Raw genomic sequence first — 18,119 nt, forward strand, 5'->3', positions numbered from 1 at the left:
TGGAAATGGTACTATATGATGATACTGGAATTCGATGAAAAAGCGTCACAGGGCCACGCTCGAATCCATCTTCGCTCGGCCCGTCAGCGGAGCTATTCGCTGGACCGATATCGAGGCGCTGTTTGTCGCCCTCGGAGCAGAAGTCAGCGAGCGGGAGGGATCGCGCATAGGTGTCTTCCTGTTTGGCGAAGTGCGCGTCTTCCACCGCCCCCATCCTTCGCCGGATACGGATAAAGGCGCGGTCGCCAGCATTCGGAAGTGGCTGGACGAACACGGAGTAAGGCCATGAACAACGTAATCGAAATCAATGGCGAAAAGGCGGTTATCGCCTTTGACCCCGAGATTCAGATGCTGCGCGGCGAGTTTGTCGGCCTGAATGGCGGTGCCGACTTTTATGCTGAAAGCGTCCACGCTCTGATCGAGGAAGGCAGTAAGTCATTGACCGTCTATCTCGAAATGTGCCGGGAAAAGGGAATCGAACCGCGCCGGAAATTCTCCGGAAGGTTCAATGTCCGCCTCGATCCTGACGATCATGCCGCGGCAGTCATTGCGGCGGCGGCGGCGGGCAAGAGCCTGAATGAATGGATCGTGACGGCGATCAGGGAAGCCGCTGAATAACGAGAGCACCGCGCCTGGGGCGCACCATGAGGACTGGCGATTTCTCCCGCGATATCCTTCTCGATATCATCGGTCGATTTCTCCACCTCGACAGCACGAACGGCAAGGAAGCGCTGATCTTCCCGCGTTCCATCAGATCGACGCCGTTCTGAAGATGCTTGCCCATGCCCGCGACGGCGCATCGGTTGGTGACTCTGCACGATCCGTCCGACCAACCGATTTTCGACACTGCGGTCGTGGTGACGGATCGCGTCGTTCTCGACCGCCAGCTTCAGGAAACCATCGCCCAGTTCGAGGTGGCGAACGGCGGCGTAAACTCGGTGCCCACCCAGGGACTGAAGTGGCGGGCTACTTCTTGCCGAAACCTCCGGCCGTCGGTGTCGTCACGATGACGGTCTCGCCCGCCTCCAGCACGGTCTGGTCGCAGGCCCTCAGCCTTTCGACCGAACCGTCCTTGCGGCGCACCTCGGTCGAGCCTGTTTCGCCGTCGCCGCCGCCGTCCAGCCCGCGCGGCGGGTGCGAACGGTGCGACGACAGGATCGCGCATTCCATCCTTTCCAGGAAGCGGATCGTGCGGTGGGTGCCGTCGCCCGCGTCCCACCGACCCTTGCCGCCGGAGCCGGCGCGGATATGGAAATCCTCGAGCAGCACGGGGAAACGCAGTTCCAGGATTTCCGGATCGGTCAGCCGTGAATTGGTCATGTGGGTGTGGACACCGGATGTGCCGGCGAAGCCGCGCCCGTCATTCATGCGGCCGGCGGGCGAGCCGGAGCAGATGGTCTCGTAATACTGGTATCTGTCGTTGCCGAAGGTCAGGTTGTTCATCGTGCCCTGCGCATTGGCCAGCGCCCCCATCGCGCCGAACAGCGCATTGGTCACGTGCTGCGAGGTCTCGACATTGCCCGCCACCACCGCGGCCGGATAGGCCGGCTTCAGCATGCAGCCTTCGGGGATCACGATCCGGATAGGCCGCAGGCAGCCGGCATTCATGGGTATCTGGCCCTCGACCATGACCCGGAAGGCATAAAGCACGGCTGCGCGGGCGACCGGTTCGGGCGCATTGAAGTTGTTCTTCTCGACCTGCGAGGTGCCCGTGAAGTCGACCGTCGCCTCGCGCCTGTCCCGGTCGACCGTGATCTCGACCTTGATCACCTGGCCGGTATCGGTCGGATATTCGTAGCGGGACCTGTCGGGCAGGCGTTCGAGAACGCGCCGGACGCTTTCGGCCGCATTGTCCTGGACATGGCCCATATAGGCCTCGACCGTGTCGAGGCCGAAATGCGCCACCATCTTCCTCAACTCGGCCGCGCCTTTCTCGTTGGCTGCGATCTGCGCCTTGAGGTCGGCGACGTTCTGGCGGGGATTGCGGGCGGGATAGCGATGATCGGTGAGCAGTGCTTCGAGTTCGGCTTCGCGGAAGCGACCGCGCTCGACCAGCCGGAAATTGTCGAACAGCACGCCTTCCTCGTCGACCGTGGTCGCGAGCGGCGTCATCGAGCCCGGTGCGGTGCCGCCGATATCGGCATGATGTCCGCGCGAGGCCGTGTAGAACAGCACATTCGTGCCGGCATCGTCGAAGACCGGCGTCACCACCGTGATGTCGGGCAGATGAGTTCCGCCATTGTAGGGCGCATTGAGGGCAAAGACGTCGCCGGGGCTGATGCCGCCCGCGTTCAATCGGATGATCGTCTCGACGGAACGGTCCATCGAGCCCAGATGCACCGGCATATGCGGGGCATTGGCGACAAGAGCGCCGTTGCGGTCGAACACGGCGCAGGAGAAATCCAGGCGCTCCTTGATGTTGACCGAATAGGCCGTGTTCTGCAGCGTCACGCCCATCTGCTCGGCGATCGACATGAAGAGGTTGTTGAAAACCTCCAGCATCACGGGGTCGGCGTCGGTGCCGAGGGCCGCCCGGTTGCGCCTGGCTTCGATCCGCCGCATCAGCACATGGTCCTTGGCGGTGATCTCTGCCTGCCAGCCCGGCTCGACGACGATCGTCTGATGCGCCTCGATCACCAGCCCCGGTCCGGCGAGCTTCTGTCCGGGTCTCAAGGCGGCGCGGTGGAAGATGCCGGCCTCGTGCCAGCCGCCGTCGCAGAACAGCTTCCGGGTTTCGGCCGGCTCGGGCCGCTCTTCGCTCGTCGGCAAGTCGCGCTCGTCGCGTCCGGTCTCGCGCCGGTCCACCCCCTCGACGCCGATCGCCTCGACCACCATCGGCTTGCCGTCGTAGACGAAGCCGAACTGGGCGCGGTGGGCGGCCTCGAAGGCGAGGCGGGCATCGGCGATCGTGGCGTCCTTGAAATCGACCGGCAGTGCGGTGTCCGTCCCGTCGTAGCGGATGTGCAGCACCGGCCGCCAGGCGATATCGGCAGCATCGATGCCCTGGCTTGCCAGCTCGTCGAAGACCCCCTGCCGCAACGTCCCGACGAGCTCGTCGATGGCCTCGAGCGAGCTTTCGTCGAGCGGCTTCAGCAGGGCCTGCTGGCGCGAGGCGAAGACGGCGGCGAGCCCGATGCCGTAAGCCGAAAGCAGGCCGGAGAAGGGATGGATGAGCACGGCCTCCATGCCGAGCGCGTCGGCGACGAGACAGGCATGCTGGCCGCCGGCGCCGCCGAAGCAGTTGAGCAGGTATTCGGTCACGTCGTAGCCGCGCAGCACGGAGATCTTCTTGACGGCATTGGCCATGTTCTCGACCGCGATCGTCACGAACCCTTCCGCGACGGCTTCAGGACTGCGGCCGTCGCCGATCTCGTGGGCAAGCTCCTCGAATGTCTGGCGCACCACGGCGTCGTCGAGCGGCTGGTCCTGCGCGGGGCCGAAGATCGAGGGGAAAAAATCCGGCTGCAGCTTGCCCAGCATGACATTGGCGTCCGTGACGGCGAGCGGGCCGCCGCGCCGGTAGCAGGCAGGACCGGGATTGGCGCCGGCAGAATCCGGGCCGACGCGGAAGCGGCCGGCCTCGAAATGCAGTATCGAGCCGCCGCCGGCCGCCACGGTGTGGATGCGCATCATCGGCGCCCTCACGCGCACGCCCGCGACCTCGGTGTCGAAGGCGCGCTCATAGTCGCCGTCGTAATGGGCGACGTCGGTCGAGGTGCCGCCCATGTCGAAGCCGATCACCTTGCCGAAGCCGGCGAGCCTTGCGGTCTCGACCATGCCGACCACGCCCCCGGCCGGCCCGGACAGAAGCGCGTCCTTGCCCTGGAACATGTCGGCCGCGGTCAGGCCGCCTGAAGACATCATGAACATCAGGCGAGGCGCCTCCCTCCCCCTCGAGGGGAGGGTGGCGGCGAAGCCGCCGTGTGGGGTCAGCCCGGCAGTGCTCGACATGCTCTTGCGCCCGACGCCGTCTCCGCCTTCGCCCTCCAGCTGCCTCGCAGCGATCTCCCCTTCAGGGGGTGGGACAACTCCCAACTCCCCCGCCACCTCGCGCACATAGCGCGACAGGATCGGGGACAGGTAGGCGTCCACGACGGTGGTGTCGCCGCGGCCGACCAGCTTGACGAGGGGCGAGACCTCGTGGCTGACCGAGACCTGGGCGAAGCCCAGCTTGCGGCAGGCCTTCGCCACGGCCTGTTCATGTTCGGGATATTTCCAGGAATGCATGAAGACAATGGCGACGGCTTCGATGCCGCCGGTCTTCGCCGCCTCCAGTGCCGGCTGCAATGCCGCGATGTCGAGCAGCCGCTCCACGCAGCCGTCGGCGCGCACCCGCTCGTCGACCTCGACCACACGCTCGTAGAGTTGCTCGGGCAGCACGATCTCCTTGGCGAAGATGTCGGGTCGGGCCTGATAGGCGATGCGCAGGGCATCGCGGAAACCTCTGCTGACGAGCAGCAGCACCCGGTCGCCCTTGCGTTCCAAAAGCGCATTGGTGGCGACTGTGGTGCCCATCTTGACGTCGCCGACGCGCTGCGGCGGGACCGGCTCGCCGGGTGCCAGGCCGAGCAGATCGCGAATGCCCTGGATCGCGGCATCGCGATAGGCTTCGGGATTCTCCGACAGCAGCTTTCGCGGATGGAGCCGGCCCTCGGGATCTCGCCCGATGACATCGGTGAAGGTCCCGCCACGGTCGATCCAGAAGTCCCATTTCTCGGATTTCACCGTCGGTCCTCCTTCCCGAGAGACATGCCGGCTCAAGCCTATAGGATAAGTCTGGCGGGGAGCCAAACCCTTATGACAGAATGTTAATTCCGGTTAGCGTAAGTGACGCAACCGAAAAGCGGGGACATGCATTTCACACCCGAACCGCCCGGTCGACCGGGTGTCGTTCCCAAAGGAGAGAAGCATGAGAAAACTTGTCCTCGGTTCGATTTGCGCGGCCGGCCTGCTTGCGGTGGCGGCATGCAGCGACAATACCGACACCACCACCACCCAGAGCACCACGCCGCCGGCCGAAGAGCAGGCCACACCTCCCGCCGCTGCCCCGACGGAGCCCGCACCTGCGGAGAATCCGGCGCCGGCCGAGCCTGCCCCGGCGAACTGACCCGGGCATCGGCCCGACAAACAAGGCGGCCGCGCCGATTTCGTCGGCGCGCCTGCCGATCTAAATCCCAAGACGTTTCCGCTGGCGGGGCGGTCGGTAGAGATGCCGGCCGCTCCTCTTCCTGCTTCGACAACCATGGGGTATGTCGCCTTGCCGACGCAACTTTGCCGTAATTGGCCTATGTAGCGGCGAACGGCGGGGGTTTTTGGAGGCAAGACGAGGGACCCATGAAAAAGTTGCTTCTTATCCCGCTGGCTGGCTTGTCCATGCTGGCGCTGGCCGCCTGCGGCGAGAGCGAGCAGAAGAGCGAAAGCGCTCCGGTCAAGAGCGAGCAGCCCGCTGCGACGGCTCCGGCCGAATCGGCGCCGTCGACGACCACGACGACCGACCAGGCGACCAAGCCGGCGCCGGGTGCCGACCAGGTCTTGCAGGACGCGCAGAAGGCGCTGCAGGAGCAGGCGGCCACGATGACGGACGAGCAGAAACAGCAGGCGATCGCTGCGTCCCGCGCCAATGCCGAAGCCGCCGCCAAGGCCGCCGGCCAGAGCGAGGACTTGATCAAGCAGATCGGCGATCAGGCCGAGGCAGCCGCCAGGCAGGCGCTCGGCGTCCAGTAGCCGGCTGCGCCGCCGGAGCGGCCCCCGGCATTTCTCGGGGGCTTCGGCCGGGAAATTGCGCCCGGCCGACCGCCGGGCGGCCCGGTCTCGGCTCGCCGTCCTGACCGTTCGCCGGCACGGATCGGCGGATGCCGCGGGACAAAGCCGGAAAACCCTTCGCCGCGGCGATGAACCGCCTCGCCATTTCCGGCTTAAGGCCTTATGAAGCCGCCATGTCGATCTGGTTCCGCCTCGGCGAGTTCGTGACACGCATTTCGTCCTCGACCCGGTCGGGCGCGGCGGATGTGGTCGACGCCTTGCGCACCATTTTCGTCGGCGACCCCGAACTGCGCCGCAAGGTGGCCTTTTCGGTGGCCATGATCGCGCTGTCGGCCAAGATGGCCAAGGCCGACGGCATCGTCACCCAGGACGAAGTGCGCGCGTTCCGCAAGATATTCACCATGCCGGCAGAGGAGGCCCGCAATGTGGCCCGCCTCTTCGACCTGGCCAAGCAGGATGTCGCCGGCTTCGAGTCCTATGCCGAGCGCATTGCCGGCCTTTGCGGCTCCGGCCGGCCGAACTGCGGCATGCTGACCGACATCCTCGACGGACTGTTCTTCATCGCCAAGGCCGACGGGGTGCTGCACGAGCGGGAAGGGCGCTTCCTGCATCGCATCGCGCAGATCTTCCAGATCGACGAAGCGCGATACCAGGCCATCCTCGCCCGCCATGTCGAACTCGGCGACGCCGATCCCTATGTGGTGCTGGGGGTCGAGCGCGGGCAGCCTTTCGACGAGGTGCGCAAGCGCTACCGCAAGCTGGTCGCGGAGAACCATCCCGACCGGCTGATCGCCCGCGGCCTGCCGCAGGAATTCGTCGCCATCGCCACGACGCGCATCGCCGCCATCAACGCCGCCTACGAACTGATCGAGAAGGGGCTGAGGCACGTATGACCGGATTCCTTCCGGACCACGATCGAGCCGAAGTCAGGGTATCGCCGAATTTCGGCCCGCGTCGCGACTGCGTCCGGCCCGACATCATCCTTCTCCACTATACCGGCATGCAGACAGGCGATTCCGCCGTCGCCTGGCTGTGCGATCCTGTCAGCGACGTCTCCGCCCATTACCTCGTCGAGGAGGACGGTCACATCGTGCAGATGGTGCGCGAGAGCGACCGTGCGTGGCATGCGGGCAAGGGGTCGTGGCGTGGCCGCGCCGACATCAATTCCAGTTCGATCGGCATCGAGATCGTCAATCCGGGCCATGCCTTCGGGTATCCCGATTTCCCCGACTGCCAGATCGCCAGCGTCATCGACCTTTGCCGCGGCATCATCGATCGCCACGACATCAGGCCTGAACGGGTGCTTGCCCATTCCGACGTGTCACCCGGCCGCAAGATCGATCCCGGCGAGAAGTTCCCCTGGCCGACCCTGTTCGCAGCCGGTGTCGGCCATCTGGTCGAGCCCGCGCCGATCGGCGGCGGCCGGTTCCTGACGTCAGGCGATCATGGCGAGCCGGTCGAGGCGCTGCAGTCCATGCTGGCGCTCTACGGCTATGGCATCGGGATTTCGGGCGAGTTCGATACGTTGACGAAGACGGTGGTGGAGGCGTTCCAGCGTCATTTTCGTCCCGCGCGGATCGACGGCGTAGCCGATCGCTCGACGGTCGAGACCTTGCACAGGCTGCTCGCCTCCCTGCCGGGATCGCTGACATAGGGCGCCGTGCGTCCTTTGGACGCGTCATGGAGCCGGCTGCTTCGAAGCCAACCATGCCTTCCGACGACAATGTCGATCTATCCGACAGTAGAAGGCCGCGCACCCAAAGCTACGCATCGCGTTTCCCAGGATTGATTTAGATCATTGGGCCGATGTCATAGATCTAACGATCGGTGGCTATTGCCGAGGCCCGCTATCCCCTATTCGGATTACCTAACGTAAGCTTTTTGTCGAGGTTCTCCCTTGGAAAGGCGCGAATCCGACCAAGGTTACAACCTGTCACCCAAAGTGACTTTTCCTGCCATTGTTGACCCTATTTCGATTGCGACAGGCAGTCTGTGCCGGATCGAATTTGTGTGTCGTCCGGGGGAAAAGAAAGGCCGGTCCTGACGGGCGGGCCTCAAGATCAACCATCCGCCGGACGATCGGCGGAGCCAGACAGAGACCGAAACTTTTATGAGAAACCTGACTGTTGCCGCGGCAGCCTTCGCTGCCGGCATGATGACCTTTGCTGCCGATGCGCAGGAGGCGCCGACCCTTGCCCGGCCGGAAGCCGCCAAGCCGAAGCCGAAGGACAGCTCGAAGAAGACCATAACAGTCAGTATCGGTCGGGAGTTCCACACCTATCCCGTCGCGCCGGTTGCAGGCCTCGACGAGGAGGTCGACAAGATGAAAACGGGCTCGATCGCGGGACGGGTCAAGCCGGACCCGAAGGCGACGGCCCGCAAGCAGGCCAGCAAGCAGGAAAGCGCCCGCAAGCCGACAAAGAAGGTCGCGGCCGCCGCGCCCGCCCGCAAGGAGACCAGGCGGGCGAGCGTGACCGCTTCCGCCGCGCGGCCGAAAAAGGATGCCGGCCTGAACGCTCCGGCAGACAATCAGGACAGGCAGAAGATCGCGGCCGCCCTTGCCGCAAGCTCAAAAAAGGACGCCGGCAAGCCGGCCGCCGCCGATGGGCCGTTTCACGCCATCATCAGCCGCTATGCTTCCTCCTACGGGGTGCCGGTGTCGCTTGCCCATGCGGTGATCACCGTCGAAAGCAACTACCGCGTCGACGCCCGCGGCAGCGCTGGCGAGGTCGGGCTGATGCAGATCAAGCCGGCGACGGCGCGCATGATGGGCTATAGCGGTTCGGTCAAGGATCTGTTCAATCCCGAGACCAACATCAAATACGGCATGAAATATCTGGGGATGGCGCATGAACTCGGCGGCGGCGCGACCTGCCAGACCATTCTGAAATACAATGCCGGCCACGCCGCCAAGCGGATGAACCCGGTATCGGCCGCCTATTGCTCGAAAGTGAAGCGCCAACTCGGCGGAAGCTGATCGCGCAGGGTCGAGCCGGAATATCCGCGAAGCGGGAATTTCGCGGCGTCCTCCCGGCTTTTCATTTGCATTTTTCCCGGCGAACCCCTTTATACGGGGCGCCAGCTGGCCGGGCGGCCGCACCTGCAATCGCCGAAAGGTATCAGGTGAGGAAAGTCCGGGCTCCATGGAAACACGGTGCCGGATAACATCCGGCGGGGGCGACCCCAGGGAAAGTGCCACAGAAAGCAAACCGCCCCGCCCATCTTCCGGCTCAGCGCTGTCTTGCCAGCGACGACCGAGCCGGAGCATCGGCGGGGCAAGGGTGAAAGGGTGGGGTAAGAGCCCACCGCGCGACTGGCAACAGGAGCGGCACGGCAAACCCCACCGGGAGCAAGACCGAATAGGGATGGCGCGAGGGGCGACCCTCGGGGCGGTTTCCTGCCTGCCATCCGGGTGGGTTGCGTGAGGCGCATGGCGACATGCGCACAAGATGAATGGCCGCCACGTTCCGGTGCCGCGAGGCGCCGGGGCCATACAGAACCCGGCTTACAGGCCGGCTGGCACTTTTTTCTTCTGTTCAGCAAGTTGGGTGCGTCTGTTCGCGCAGCACTTGATCCTGGGGAGGCTGCAGCTACGCACGCTCCTGGCCGTTGCGTCTGGTGCGAATAAATCGTACCATTTGCCGCAAAGGAGATCGCCATGACCGCCAACGTCGACAAGCGCAGCATCACCCTTTCGCCCGAACTCGCCACGGCGGTCGATGCGGCCGTGGCCGCCGGCGAATATGCCTCGGCCAGCGAGGTCATCCGCGAGGCCTTGCGTGACTGGAAGGAACGGCGCGACCTGTTCGGCTATACGCTGGAGGAGTTGCGGGCGCTCATCCAGGAAGGGATCGACAGCGGGCCGGGGCGCTACGGTTCCATGGAGACGATCAAGGCCGAGGCGCGCCGGCGCGCGGGGAAGGCGAAGCGCGCCGTATGACCCGCATCGTCACCCGGACCGCGCAGGCGGAAGAAGACCTCATCGAGATCTGGGGCTACGTCGCACTGTATAACGAAAACGCGGCCGACCGGCTTCTCGATCGCTTCGATGCGCGATGGCGCCTGATGGCTACGCAGCCTTACTCCGGGGTCGCTCGCGATGATCTCGCCTCCGGGGTGCGTTGCCTGGTTGAGGGGGAGTATCTCACCTTCTACCGCGTTGCCGATGACGCGGTCGTCATTCTGCGAGTTATGCACGGCCGGCGCGACATTGCCGCCGAAGACTTTGACCTGTCGGGCGAGGATGCCCTGACCTGAGCCGATCGAGCCTCAGCCCAGCCCGTCGAGCGACGCCTCGATTGCTTTCCACAGTTCCTCGACCGGCTCGCATCCCACCGAAAGCCTGACGAATCCCGGCGCGACGGCGTCGCCCCAGCGCGCGCGGCGCTCGGCCGACGTATGCACGCCGCCGAAGGAGGTTGCCGGCTGGATCAGCGCGCAGCCATCGATGAAGGCCTCGGCCTTCGCCTCCGTTCCCAGCGTCAGGCCGATCAGGAACCCGAAGCGCTCCATCTGGGCCCGCGCCAGATTGTGCGACGGGTCCGTCTCCAGCCCGGGAAAACGCACCGACCGCACCACCTTGTGGCCGGCCAGACGGCGCGCCAAAATCTCGGCCGAGCCGCACATTCTGTCGAAACGCAGCTCCAGCGTTTCGAGGCCGCGATGGACCAGCCAGGCCTCGAACGGGCCGGGAATGCCGCCCGCCAGCTTGCGCCAGTCCGCCACCGCCGCCACGATCTTGTCGTCGCGGCTGGCGACGTGGCCGAACAGCGCGTCGGAATGTCCATTCGGCGCCTTGGTGTCCGCCGCCACGACGATGTCGGCGCCGAGGTCGAGCGGCCGCTGGCCGTAGGGCGTCATCGTCGTGTTGTCGGCCACCACGATCGCACCTTCGGCATGGGCGGCCGCGGCGACCGCCGCCATGTCGCAGATGTCGAGGCTCGGATTGGCCGGCGTCTCGACGAAGACCAGCCGGTAGCCGGCGAAGCTGCCCTCGAGGAAGGACGAGGTCGGCCGCGTGTCGGTGCCGATGCCGAGCGGCTTCAGGAAACGCTCGGCCAGCATGCGTGTCGTGTAATAGCCGTCGCTCGGCAGCAGGATCCTGTCGCCGCTCTTCAGAAGTGCGAAGAACACCGCCGAAGTCGCGGCCATCCCTGAGGGAAAGCCGAGCGCGGTCGCGCCTTCGAGATGGCCGAGCATCTTCTCCACCGCATCCCAGGTCGGGTTGTTGAAGCGGCCGTACTGGCTGAACCCTGCGGGGTCGCCGGGCAGATGGAACATCGAGGCCATGGTCAGCGGCAGCGCCACGGGCTCGCCCTTGGCCAGGGTCTCGCCCCTCAGATGGGCGAGGCTGGCCGCGCGGGACTGGTTGGTATCGGACATGGGCAGGGCTTTCGATGGGCAGGGGGATGTCGGGGCCGGTCTAGCGCATCGGCCCGAAATCCGAAATCGATTTCGGCAAGCACGCTCCCCGCCTGATCATGGCGGAGCGCCACCCGCCAGCCGTAGCCGAAAAAAGCCCTCATAAACCATCTGTTAGGCTTAATGGCCGATAAATGCCGATTACCCGGGAAGCGGCCCGCAATAGCTGCCTCCGGCCAGTCCGTGTAGCTTGTTCCCGTTGACGCCCATATCACCCCATGATATCCCATGAACCCATTCAAGACTTCGTTTCGGTAAGGGGTGAAGCGTTCGCCAGACCGGCAGCCGCGGCGGCTGTCCGGCATATGGCTGCTTATCCCCGGCACGGAGGATTTTGCTGGCTGAAGGGACCGCGCCGGGGCGGCGCGGCCGGACATGTGACGAGGGGCGCGGCGGCGAGAGCGGCTGCATCGGGTGATGGACCGATTTCTGTCCAATGCTGTGAACAGGATCGACGCCAAGGGGCGGGTCTCCGTGCCGGCGCATTTCCGTTCCGTGCTGCAGAAGCGCGGCTACCAGGAGCTCTATGCATTGCGCGCGCTGGAGGTGCCGGCGCTCGATGTCGGCGGCCTCGACCTGCTCGACCGCTACGAGGCGCGCATCGCGCTGGAGGATCCCTTCCTGCAGACGGCCGACGACATGTCCTTCTTCTGCCATGGGGACGGGACCTTCCTGAAACTCGACCAGGACGGCCGGATCGGCGTGAGCGAATTCCTGCGCGACCACACCGGCATCACGACGGAGGTGGCCTTCGTCGGCCGCGGCCATTTCTTCCAGATCTGGGAGCCGGAGCGGCTGAGGGCGCATTCGAAGGAGGTGCGCGCCAGGCTGCTGTCGTTGCGCCAGTCGGCCGCAGCCCGGTCGCGTCAGGCGGGGGCGGCGGAATGATGGCGGGTCACGGCTCGGATCCCGATGCCGCCGGCGGACCGGCTCGCCACATTCCGGTCCTGCTCGACGAAGTGGTCGCCGCGCTCGAACCGCTCGACGGCGCCGTCATCGTCGACGGCACTTTCGGCGCCGGCGGCTACACCAGGGCGCTCATCGCCCGCGGCGCCGGCGTCGTCGCGATCGACCGCGACCCCGATGCCATCGATGCCGGCCGCGCTCTGGAGGCCGAGGCCGGCGGTAAGCTGCGGCTCGTCGAGGCGCCGTTCTCGGAGCTCGACCAGCACGTCGAGGCCGTCGACGGCGTCGTGCTCGACATCGGCGTCTCCTCCATGCAGCTCGACCAGGCCGAGCGCGGCTTTTCCTTTCGCGCCGATGGCCCGCTCGACATGCGCATGGCCCAATCGGGCCCGAGCGCTGCCGACGTGGTCAACCGCTTCAAGGCGGGAGACCTCGCCCGCATCTTCGGTTTCCTCGGCGAGGAACGGCATGCCGGGCGCATCGCCCGCATGATCGAGAAAAGGCGCGAGACGAAGCCCTTCGCCCGCACGCTGGAGCTCGCCGACGCGATCGAGACCTTCATCGGCCGCAATCCCAAGGACAAGATCCATCCCGCGACCCGCGTCTTCCAGGCGCTGCGCATCTTCGTCAATGACGAGCTCGGCGAGCTGGCGCGGGCGCTGCTCGCGGCCGAGCGCGCGCTGAAGCCCGGCGGGCGGCTCGCCGTCGTCACCTTCCATTCGCTGGAAGACCGCATCGTCAAGCGCTTCCTCGCCGATCGTTCGAGCAGCCCCGCCGGCTCGCGTTACCTGCCGGAGACGCAAGCCGTGGTGCCGACCTTCGAGAAAGCCCGCAAGCCGGTCGTTCCCTCCGAGGCGGAAGTGGCCGCCAATCCGCGCGCCCGCTCGGCGCGGCTGCGCTCGGCCGTTCGCAGCGCCGCACCGGCCCGCGCCGCCGATCTTTCCGATTTCGGCCTGCCCAATCTGCCCGAGATCCGCATGCCAGGGGAAAGGTGAAATGTTCCGCACCAGCGACATCGTGCTCATCGCCGTCATGGTCTCGGCCGCGGCCTTCACCTACAACACCAAGCACCAGGCCGAGAGCTGGCTCTCGGAGGTGAAGCGCCTCGAGCGGCAGATCCGCTACGAGGAGGACACGATCGACCTGCTCAAGGCCGACTGGAGCCTGCTCACCCAGCCCGCTCGCCTGCAGCGGCTGTCCGAGCTCTACCAGGGCGAACTCGCCTTGCAGCCGGTCGAAGCGCATCAGATCGTCGGGCTGGAAGACCTGCCGGCCAAGCCGGTGGAGATCGAGGACCTGTCCAGCCAGCGTCTCGGCGGCATGGCCGACAGCGGCCAGGACCGCACCGTCACCGGAGGCATCGTCCAATGAAACTGATGCCGTGGAAACGGGGGTCTGCGGTTAGCGAGGACAAGTCCGCCTCGATCGTGGTCGAAGGCGCCCGCAAGGCGACCGGCGGGCGCACGCGCAACCGCGTGCTGATGACCATGGCCGTGTTCTTCTCGCTCTACGGCGCCATCGGCGGCAGGCTGGTCTATCTCGGTCTGCAGGATCCCGAGAGCGGCGGCGGCCCTGGCTCGCGCGTCACCGCCTCGCGGCCCGACATCGTCGACCGCAACGGCGAGGTGCTGGCCACCGACATCAAGACAGCCTCGCTCTTCGCCGAGCCGCGCCGCATCGTCGATGCCGACGAGGTGATCGAGAAACTGTCGACCGTGCTGCCCGACATCGAGGTCGAGCAGACCTATCACAAGCTGAAGAGCGGCACCGGCTTCGTCTGGCTGAAGCGCCAGCTCACGCCGAAGCAGCAGAACGATATCATGCAGCTCGGCATTCCCGGCATCGGCTTCCGCACAGAGAAGCGCCGCTTCTATCCGGGCGGGGCGACCGCCTCGCACATCCTCGGCCTCACCAATATCGACAACCAGGGCATTTCCGGGCTGGAGAAATATATCGACGACCAGGGCCTGGCCGACCTCCAGGCTTCCGGCCTCGCGGTTGCGTCGGACCTGCAGCCGGTGAAGCTGTCGGTCGACATCCGCGTGCAGCATATCGTCCATGACGAGGTCAGCCGCGCCATGGAGAAATACCATTCGATCGCGGCCGGTGCGGTGGTCCTTAACGTCAAGACCGGTGAAGTCGTGGCCATGGCCTCGGTGCCGGACTACGACCCCAACAACCCCTACAACGCCCATGAGAAGGATCGCCTGAACCGCATGTCGGCCGGCCTCTACGAGATGGGCTCGACCATCAAGAGCTTCACCACCGCCATGGCGCTCGATTCCGGCAAGGTCACGCTCGAAAGCCGCTTCGACGCGACGCGGCCCATCACCATCGGCCGCCAGACGATCCGCGACTTCCACGGCAAGGGCAGGGTGCTCACCGTGCCCGAGGTGTTCATCTATTCCTCCAACATCGGATCGGCGCGCGAGGCCGACGTCGTCGGCATCGAGGGGCATCGGGAATTCCTGCACCGCATGGGTTTGCTTGACCGCATGAAGACCGAACTGCCGGAGGTTGCGAAGCCGACGGAGCCGAAGGTCTGGAAGAAGGTGCATTCGATCACGGCGGCGTTCGGACATGGTTTCTCGACCACGCCTATGCAGACCGCCGTCGGTGCGGCCGCACTGATGAACGGCGGCTACCTGATGAATCCGACTTTCCTGCCAAGGACGGCCGAAGAGGCAATAGCCGGCGCGACCAAGGTGGTGGATGACAAGACGTCGGCGGACATGCGGTATCTCTATCTGCTGAACGCGACGGCTCCTGGTGGCTCCGGCAAGCGGGCAACCGTGCCGGGCTATCGCGTCGGGGGCAAGACGGGTACCGCGGAAAAGGTTGTCAATGGCCGCTATTCGTCGACGGTCCGCTTCAACGCCTTTGTCGCCGCGTTCCCGATGGACGATCCGCAATATATCGTGCTCAGCGTCATCGACGAACCGAAGCCGGAGAAGCCCGGAATGCCGGCCACGGCAGGCATGAATGCCGCGCCGATCGTTGCCAATATTATTCGCCGCTCTGCGCCGATGCTTGGCGTGAAGCCTGAATTTGGCCAAGAAAGTAAGCCGTTGCTCGTTTCGTACTGAGTGATTCCCGCAAGGCGCGCGGCGGGGCTGCCCCTGGTTAGACGACTGGAACTCGATGGAACTACACCAATTTGCCGGTATACTGCCTGCTGACGGAGGCGCCGCCGGCGGCATAGAGATCACTGGCGTTTCGTCGGATTCCCGCGAGGTCGGCAAGGGCACGCTGTTCGTCGCCGTTCCCGGCACCAGGGCCGACGGCGCGGCCTTCGCCGAAGATGCCGAAAGGCGCGGTGCTGCCGCGATCGTCGCGGCGAAAGGTGCGCTGGCCTATAAACCCTCCGTTCCGCTCATCGAAGTCGACGATCCGCGCCTGGCGCTGGCGCTCGCCGCGGCGCGCTTCTTCGGCCGGCAGCCCGAGACCATGGTCGCCGTCACCGGCACCAGCGGCAAGACCTCGGTCGCCTCCTTCGTCAGGCAGATCTGGGAGCAGGCGGGGCACGCCGCCGCCAGCATCGGTACGACGGGCGTGATCGCGCCCGGCCGCAACGATTACGGCGCCCTCACCACGCCCGATCCGGTCGGCCTCCACAGGCTGCTCAAGGAACTCGCCGATGCCGGCGTCACCCATGCGGCGATGGAAGCCTCCAGCCACGGCCTCGACCAGCACCGCCTCGACGGCGTCAGGCTCGCCGCAGGCGCCTTCACCAATCTCGGCCGCGACCATATGGACTATCATCCGACGGTCGAGCACTACCACAAGGCCAAGCTGCGGCTGTTCGAGGCGCTGCTGCCGAAGGGCGCGCCGGCCGTTATCTTCGCCGACGATCCCTGGTCGGCGCCGACCATCGCCTCGGCTCGCGCCGCCGGCCTCGACGTGCTCACCGTCGGCCGCCATGGCGACTTCCTGCAGCTGAAGCGGGTCGAGCATGAGCGCTTCCGCCAGCGCGCCGAGGTCGAGGCCGGCGGCGTCATCCACGAGGTCGACCTGCCGCTCGCCGGCGATTTCCAGATCGCCAATGCGCTGGTCGCGGCCGGCCTCGCCATCGCGACCGGCACGGAGACGGGCAAGGCGCTGGCGGCATTGGAGAAGCTGAAGGGCGCCTCGGGCCGGCTGGAACTGGTCGGCACCAGTGAAGAGGGCGCCCCGGTCTATGTCGACTATGCGCACAAGCCCGACGCGCTGGAGAATGTGCTTGCCGCCGTGCGGCCCTTCACCACCGGCCGCGTCGTCGTCGTCTTCGGCTGCGGCGGCGACCGCGACCGCGGCAAGCGCCCGATCATGGGCGAGATCGCCACTCGGCTCGCCGACGTGACGATCGTCACCGACGACAATCCGCGCTCGGAGGTTCCCGCCGAGATCCGCGCCGCGATCCTTGCCGCCGCCCCCGGCGCCGTTGAGATCGCCGACCGCCGCGAGGCGATCCGCAAGGCGGTCGTCATGCTGCATGCGGGCGACACGCTCGTCGTCGCCGGCAAGGGCCACGAGAAAGGCCAGACGATCGGCGCCGAGACCTTCCCCTTCTCCGATCATGAGGAGGTGCGGGCAGCACTTCGGGAGCGCGCATCGTGACCCATCTGTGGACCGGAGAAGCCTTCGTCGCCGCCACCGGCGGCCGGCCAGTCGGCCAGATGCCGGCAGGCATCGGCGGCATTTCCATCGATACGCGCACCTTGCAGCCGGGCGACGCTTTCTTCGCCATCAAGGGCGAGGCGCTCGACGGCCACGACTACGCCACCGCCGCCGTCAAGGCGGGCGCGGGCGTGCTGGTCGTCGCCGAAGCAAAGCTGCCGGCGCTCGGCCGGCTGACCGCGCCGATGATCGTGGTGCCCGACGTTCTCACCGCGCTCGAAAAGACGGGTGCCGCAGCGCGCGAGCGCTCCCGGGCAAAGATCATCGCCGTCACCGGATCGGCCGGCAAGACCAGCACCAAGGAGGCGCTGCGCCACGCGCTTTCGGCCGTCAGCAAGGTCCATGCGTCGGACAAGTCCTTCAACAACCACTGGGGCGTCCCGCTTACGCTGGCAAGATTGCCGCAGGATTGCGATTACGCGGTCTTCGAGATCGGCATGAACCATCCCGGCGAGATCCGGCCCCTGGCGAAGCTCGTCCGGCCCGATATCGCCGTCGTCACGCTGATCGCGGCCGCCCATCTCGGCCATTTCTCCGGGCTCGACGAGATCGCCGAGGCCAAGGCCGAGATCTTCGAAGGGCTGGAACCGGGCGGCGTCGCGCTGCTCAACCGCGACGACAGCCGCTTCAAGCTGCTGGCGAAGCTCGCCCGCGCCCGGGGTGTCGAGAAGATCGTGAGCTTCGGCGAGAACGCCAGGGCCGATATCCGGCTGCTCGCCTGCAAGCTGCATACGGAGAGCTCGACCATATCAGTGCGCATCGGCGCCGAGGAACTGGCCGCAACCGTCGGCGTGCCCGGCCGCCATATGGTGCAGAATGTCCTGTCAGTTCTCGGCGCTTCGTATCTGGCAGGCGCCGACCTTGCGGCGGTCGCCGCCGCGCTCGCCGACCTGAAGGCCGAGAGCGGCCGCGGCCGGCGACATCTGCTCCACCACCCCGAGGGCGACATCGTCCTCATCGACGAGAGCTACAACGCCAATCCGGCCTCGATGCGCGCCGCGATCGCGCTGCTCGACGCCACCCCGGTGCAGGGCGAGGGCCGCCGCATCGCCGTCCTCGGCGACATGCTGGAACTCGGCGCCCATTCGGCGAAGCTGCACACCGCGCTGGCCGACGTGCTTGGCGAAACCAGCACCGACCTGGTCTTCCTCGCCGGACCCGAGATGAAGGCGCTCGCCGGAGCCCTGCCGGAGAAATACCGGGCCGAATACCGGGCAGGGGCCGAGGAATTGAAGCCGGTGCTGATCGAGGCGCTGAAGCCCGGCGACACGGTCATGGTCAAATCGTCGAAGGGCATCGGCTTCTCGAAGCTGGTCGATGCGCTCATCACCAAATTCCCGGCCGCGTCCGGGCAGTCGACGCCGGCATGACCG

Annotated in this window: 17 protein-coding genes and 1 other RNA gene; 16 read left to right on the forward strand and 2 right to left on the reverse strand. The window is 66.2% G+C overall.

Features of this window, described 5'->3' with window-relative positions; translation table 11 throughout:
* Positions 1–34 precede the first annotated feature (34 nt).
* Both JN302_RS19110 and JN302_RS39190 read left to right on the forward strand, forming a co-directional pair.
* A complete protein-coding gene (locus JN302_RS19110; protein ID WP_202314206.1) occupies positions 35–289 on the forward strand; it encodes a type II toxin-antitoxin system HicA family toxin in 255 nt (84 codons plus the stop codon).
* Positions 286–618: a type II toxin-antitoxin system HicB family antitoxin gene (locus JN302_RS39190; RefSeq protein WP_244846520.1), complete on the forward strand. Its 333-nt coding sequence runs from the start codon at positions 286–288 to the stop codon at positions 616–618. The genes JN302_RS19110 and JN302_RS39190 overlap by 4 nt, the downstream gene beginning before the upstream one ends.
* A 348-nt stretch (positions 619–966) precedes the next feature.
* Here the strand turns inward: JN302_RS39190 and JN302_RS19120 are convergent, their stop codons facing one another.
* Positions 967–4,725: a hydantoinase B/oxoprolinase family protein gene (locus tag JN302_RS19120; RefSeq protein ID WP_202334078.1), complete on the reverse strand. Its 3,759-nt coding sequence runs from the start codon at positions 4,723–4,725 to the stop codon at positions 967–969.
* 184 nt (positions 4,726–4,909) lie between these two features.
* On the opposite strand from JN302_RS19120, the gene JN302_RS19125 reads away from it, so the two are divergent.
* The 8 genes from JN302_RS19125 (at position 4,910) to JN302_RS19160 (ending at position 10,020) form a co-directional block, all read left to right on the forward strand.
* Positions 4,910–5,107, forward strand: coding sequence for a hypothetical protein (locus JN302_RS19125; RefSeq protein ID WP_202314210.1), 198 nt, complete (start codon positions 4,910–4,912; stop codon positions 5,105–5,107).
* A 227-nt stretch (positions 5,108–5,334) separates the two neighbouring features.
* Positions 5,335–5,724, forward strand: a complete 390-nt coding sequence (locus JN302_RS19130; RefSeq protein ID WP_202314212.1) for a hypothetical protein — start codon at positions 5,335–5,337, stop codon at positions 5,722–5,724.
* Between the two features lie 212 nt (positions 5,725–5,936).
* The gene (locus JN302_RS19135; protein ID WP_202334348.1) at positions 5,937–6,656 is read left to right on the forward strand and encodes a J domain-containing protein; all 720 of its coding nucleotides are present in this window, start codon (positions 5,937–5,939) and stop codon (positions 6,654–6,656) included.
* The gene (locus JN302_RS19140; RefSeq protein WP_202334079.1) at positions 6,653–7,417 is read left to right on the forward strand and encodes an N-acetylmuramoyl-L-alanine amidase; all 765 of its coding nucleotides are present in this window, start codon (positions 6,653–6,655) and stop codon (positions 7,415–7,417) included. Before JN302_RS19135 ends, JN302_RS19140 begins: the two co-directional genes overlap by 4 nt.
* Before the next feature lie 456 nt (positions 7,418–7,873).
* The gene (locus JN302_RS19145) at positions 7,874–8,740 is read left to right on the forward strand and encodes a lytic transglycosylase domain-containing protein (RefSeq protein ID WP_202334080.1); all 867 of its coding nucleotides are present in this window, start codon (positions 7,874–7,876) and stop codon (positions 8,738–8,740) included.
* A gap of 101 nt (positions 8,741–8,841) precedes the next feature.
* Positions 8,842–9,287: RNase P RNA component class A (rnpB, locus tag JN302_RS19150), an RNA gene on the forward strand.
* Positions 9,288–9,421: 134 nt separating this feature from the next.
* Entirely contained in the window at positions 9,422–9,703 is a 282-nt protein-coding gene (locus JN302_RS19155) for a type II toxin-antitoxin system ParD family antitoxin (protein WP_202334081.1), read from the forward strand.
* A complete protein-coding gene (locus JN302_RS19160) occupies positions 9,700–10,020 on the forward strand; it encodes a type II toxin-antitoxin system RelE/ParE family toxin (protein WP_202334082.1) in 321 nt (106 codons plus the stop codon). Before JN302_RS19155 ends, JN302_RS19160 begins: the two co-directional genes overlap by 4 nt.
* Positions 10,021–10,032: 12 nt before the next feature.
* On the opposite strand, the gene JN302_RS19165 is transcribed toward JN302_RS19160, so the two are convergent.
* Complete coding sequence (locus JN302_RS19165; protein WP_202334083.1) at positions 10,033–11,145, reverse strand: cystathionine gamma-lyase; 1,113 nt, start codon at positions 11,143–11,145, stop codon at positions 10,033–10,035.
* Between the two features lie 456 nt (positions 11,146–11,601).
* Here JN302_RS19165 and mraZ point away from each other — a divergent pair, with 456 nt between their 5' ends.
* The 6 genes from mraZ to JN302_RS19195 are packed head-to-tail and all read left to right on the forward strand — an operon-like array spanning position 11,602 to position 18,116.
* A complete protein-coding gene (mraZ, locus tag JN302_RS19170) occupies positions 11,602–12,072 on the forward strand; it encodes a division/cell wall cluster transcriptional repressor MraZ (protein ID WP_202334084.1) in 471 nt (156 codons plus the stop codon).
* A complete protein-coding gene (gene rsmH, locus JN302_RS19175) occupies positions 12,069–13,085 on the forward strand; it encodes a 16S rRNA (cytosine(1402)-N(4))-methyltransferase RsmH (protein ID WP_202334085.1) in 1,017 nt (338 codons plus the stop codon). Before mraZ ends, rsmH begins: the two co-directional genes overlap by 4 nt.
* A 1-nt stretch (position 13,086) precedes the next feature.
* A complete protein-coding gene (ftsL, locus tag JN302_RS19180; protein WP_202314226.1) occupies positions 13,087–13,461 on the forward strand; it encodes a cell division protein FtsL in 375 nt (124 codons plus the stop codon).
* Positions 13,458–15,176 (forward strand): peptidoglycan D,D-transpeptidase FtsI family protein, encoded by a 1,719-nt coding sequence (locus JN302_RS19185; protein WP_244846522.1) that lies wholly within the window; start codon positions 13,458–13,460, stop codon positions 15,174–15,176. The genes ftsL and JN302_RS19185 overlap by 4 nt, the downstream gene beginning before the upstream one ends.
* Before the next feature lie 55 nt (positions 15,177–15,231).
* Positions 15,232–16,686 (forward strand): UDP-N-acetylmuramoyl-L-alanyl-D-glutamate--2,6-diaminopimelate ligase, encoded by a 1,455-nt coding sequence (locus JN302_RS19190; protein ID WP_202334086.1) that lies wholly within the window; start codon positions 15,232–15,234, stop codon positions 16,684–16,686.
* Positions 16,683–18,116 carry a UDP-N-acetylmuramoylalanyl-D-glutamyl-2,6-diaminopimelate--D-alanyl-D-alanine ligase gene (locus JN302_RS19195; RefSeq protein ID WP_202334087.1) on the forward strand — a complete coding sequence of 478 codons (1,434 nt, stop codon included), beginning with the start codon at positions 16,683–16,685 and terminating at the stop codon, positions 18,114–18,116. Before JN302_RS19190 ends, JN302_RS19195 begins: the two co-directional genes overlap by 4 nt.
* Positions 18,117–18,119 lie beyond the last annotated feature (3 nt).

The sequence above is a fragment of the Mesorhizobium sp. L-8-3 genome (assembly GCF_016756615.1).
GTDB lineage: Bacteria > Pseudomonadota > Alphaproteobacteria > Rhizobiales > Rhizobiaceae.